The sequence below is a fragment of the Vibrio crassostreae genome, assembly GCF_041439375.1.
Taxonomy (GTDB): Bacteria; Pseudomonadota; Gammaproteobacteria; order Enterobacterales; family Vibrionaceae; genus Vibrio; species Vibrio crassostreae_D.
Window position 1 is genome coordinate 1 of record NZ_JBGONY010000118.1, and the last position, 3298, is coordinate 3298.

Sequence of the window (3298 nt, forward strand, 5' to 3'; positions counted from 1 at the left end):
AAATACGCGAAACGGGGTAGTTCTATCTTTAAATTTAATTACGCAACAAAGCCGTTTTCATTCAATATTTTGATACCATGTTCAACATTATTTTGGCTTGCTCGTGTTTCTTCTTCGGCCATTGTTGCTTTATCACTTACTTCTAGTGAGGATGTCGAAAGCTCGTTAATAGCAGTAGATATCTGTTCAACTTGAGATAGTTCATATTGAACGTTTTGTATTGTATCTGACATAACTACAGTGAGTTGTTGTGAGGCAGATGAGACATTCTCTGCAATTCCATGTGAATTTTTAATCAAATTAGATAGTTGTTCAGAAAAATTAATGAGTGAACGATATATCCCTGTTTCATTCCCTGTTTTTTTTATATTTTGACGAAGATTTCCTTTAGCCATGGATTCCATCAACAAAGCAATATCTTTAGGAGAACCGCCAACAGGTTTTAAGACCAATATGTGTATAATAAAAAATAAGATACCAATAGAAGAAATTATACACAGTAATCCGGTGAGTATAGAGATGAAAACTTGGTCATTAACTCCTTTGTTTATAATATTATCTTTGGTAAAAATTACATACTCCCACCCGTTGATATCTAGTTTGCTCCAAAAAGCAGTATAATCTACATCTTTTCGTCCGATTCGATTTGTATATGATAATTCTGGGTGGTTATTATCAAATTTTTTAAATGTAGGGTTTTCTAAGAATATATTACTTCCTACTTGTTCTTTATTAGGTGAGGTTATTATTGTCCCTTCTTCCGTATATAGGAAAACATCGTCTCTACCTATAATATCTTTTAGTATTGATCCTTTTTTTATGCTACTAATTATCGCGATATCTTCATTTATCTTATACACTATACCGAATACGACCTCTCCCGAAGTTGATGAAGTATAAGGCTTTGAAACATAGAACTCTTTACCTTTCTCGAATGTTTCGATAAAATAATCACGTTGAATTTTTTTAACATTAACTTCTGTAATTTTTCCAGACATATCGTAAAGCGAAACTTCACGGTCAAAAAGGAAGACACCGATACTAATATTACCAAAAATATTATGAATTGATTGCAGTTGGTTAGTAAGGTTAGAGGATAAACTACCATTTCTATAACTATCATCATCTATTTTTATTGAAGACAAAATGTGTTTGTAAATTTCTAGTTTTTCTGTCATCTTTCCGTTAATTGTTGAGTTTTTCTCATGAAGTATCTCCTTGTTTAATCGAATACTTTCATTGTGGAAAGACCAAAAATTCAAAGATGCGATGATTAAAATAATCATTGTGATGATTAGAACCATTGAACCTATGACTTGTAATTTAAATTTATGCACATTGTTTTTCCATTATTTTCTGCTAGATTTATTTTTAATAATAATTATTTCTTCTAAGGTGAGGTATCCTTTGAAGATCAACCAAATAAAAATATTGAACGGGTTTGCATTCTCTATAATTCGTTTATAAGTTAGGTTATTGTCAATTTAGAGCTACTTTTATTAACCATTTTGTTATGATACCAAGCCATTGAAAATTATTATTCTGATAAAAATATGCCCGATAAACCATCGGGCAGAGGAGCAGTTGAATAATTAGAAGAAGCCTAAGGGATCAATGCTATGGCTTACGATGATATTTTTGGTATTTTGGTAATGATCGAGCATCATTTTGTGTGTTTCTCGACCAATGCCGGATTTTTTGTAACCACCAAATGCAGCGTGAGCTGGATACGCGTGGTAGCAGTTGACCCAAATTCGTCCAGCTTGGATATTTTTCGTCATATGTGAAATCAGATTGTTATCACGTGTCCATACCCCTGCACCTAATCCATACTCAGTACCGTTAGCGATAGCCAGTGCTTCTTCAGAGTCTTTAAATGTTGTAACAGCAACGACTGGACCAAAGATCTCTTCTTGGAAAATACGCATCTCGTTAGTTCCTTTGAAGAGAGTTGGCTCGACAAAGTAGCCATTGTCTTCATAACTCTTACCGCCAATAAGTAATTCAGCGCCTTCTTCATGACCAAGTGCGATATATTGACGGATTTTGTCAAACTGCTCTCTTGAAACCTGTGATCCGACTTGTGTATCGGTATCGAGCGGGTTTCCTTGTTTGATCGTTTTCATGCGAGTCTGTAAACGCGAAATGAAGCGATCGTAAATAGATTCTTGAATCAGAACTCGCGAAGGGCACGTACAAACTTCACCTTGATTGAAGAAAGCCAGTAGTACGCCTTCGATACACTTATCTAGATAGCTGTCTTCGTGATCAAATATATCAGCCATAAAGATGTTTGGAGACTTACCACCTAGCTCGACTGTTGATGGGATCAGGTTATCAGCGGCGCACTTAAGGATATGTTGTCCAACTTCAGTCGATCCAGTAAAGGCGATTTTTGCAATTTTTTTGTGTGTTGCAAGCGCTTGACCCGCTTCTGAACCATAGCCATTAACGATATTTATTACACCAGCAGGTACGAGATCTTCGATGAGTTCCATTAAGAACAATATCGATGCAGGAGTTTGCTCTGCTGGCTTCAAGACAACGCAACAACCTGCAGCCAGAGCTGGTGCTAGTTTCCAAGCCGCCATCAAGAGTGGAAAGTTCCATGGAATAATTTGTCCGACAACCCCAACAGGTTCAGGAAAGTGGTAGGTCATGGTTTGCGAATCCAGCTCTGAAGCAGAGCCTTCTTGGGCTCTAATGCATCCAGCAAAATAACGGAAATGGTCGACTACCAGAGGAATATCAGCGGCGAGCGTCTCGCGGACAGGTTTCCCGTTATCCCAGGTTTCAGCAATAGCAAGCATCTCAAGATTCTGTTCAATACGATCTGCGATCTTTAGTAGTATGTTCGAACGCTCAGTAACTGATGTTGAAGCCCAATCGCTTTTTGCACCATGTGCAAAATTAACTGCTAAATCGATATCTTCTTGAGTCGAAGCCGGAATTTCGCAAATTACTGAGTGGTTGATTGGAGAGGTGTTCGTAAAATACTTTCCATGTTTCGGTGCGATCCATGCTCCTCCAATGAAATTTTGATATTGTGGTTTGAAATCAACAATTGAGTTCTCAGTTCCAGGTTGTGCGTATAACATTGTCAGTTCCTTTTTTAAGATTCTGTGCATTATTATCTACTTGCCCAGAAAAAATAAAATAAGAAACCTTGTCCATAGATTTAGTTATTTTTAAATTTAACCACATAAACTCAATGGTTTATGTGTAAATGGTCGCAGTTAAAGTCGGCTTTGTTTCCTAATTGGATCTCAGATAGAAACGGCCAGTATGGGTGATTATT

The 3298-nt window shown here is 36.7% G+C and carries 2 protein-coding genes; both read right to left on the minus strand.

All coding sequences use genetic code 11. The annotated features are described in order from the left end of the window. Positions 1–38: 38 nt before the first annotated feature. Positions 39–1337, minus strand: a complete 1299-nt coding sequence (locus tag ACED45_RS23785; protein ID WP_371715187.1) for a hypothetical protein — start codon at positions 1335–1337, stop codon at positions 39–41. A gap of 255 nt (positions 1338–1592) precedes the next feature. Continuing rightward, positions 1593–3098: an aldehyde dehydrogenase family protein gene (locus ACED45_RS23790; protein ID WP_048660432.1), complete on the minus strand. Its 1506-nt coding sequence runs from the start codon at positions 3096–3098 to the stop codon at positions 1593–1595. Between the last annotated feature and the right edge of the window lie 200 nt (positions 3099–3298).

Excerpts from the sequence above, each read along its gene's own strand:
- ACED45_RS23790 (WP_048660432.1), bottom strand. The coding sequence starts at position 3,098 with ATGTTATACGCACAACCTGGAACTGAGAACTCAATTGTTGATTTCAAA.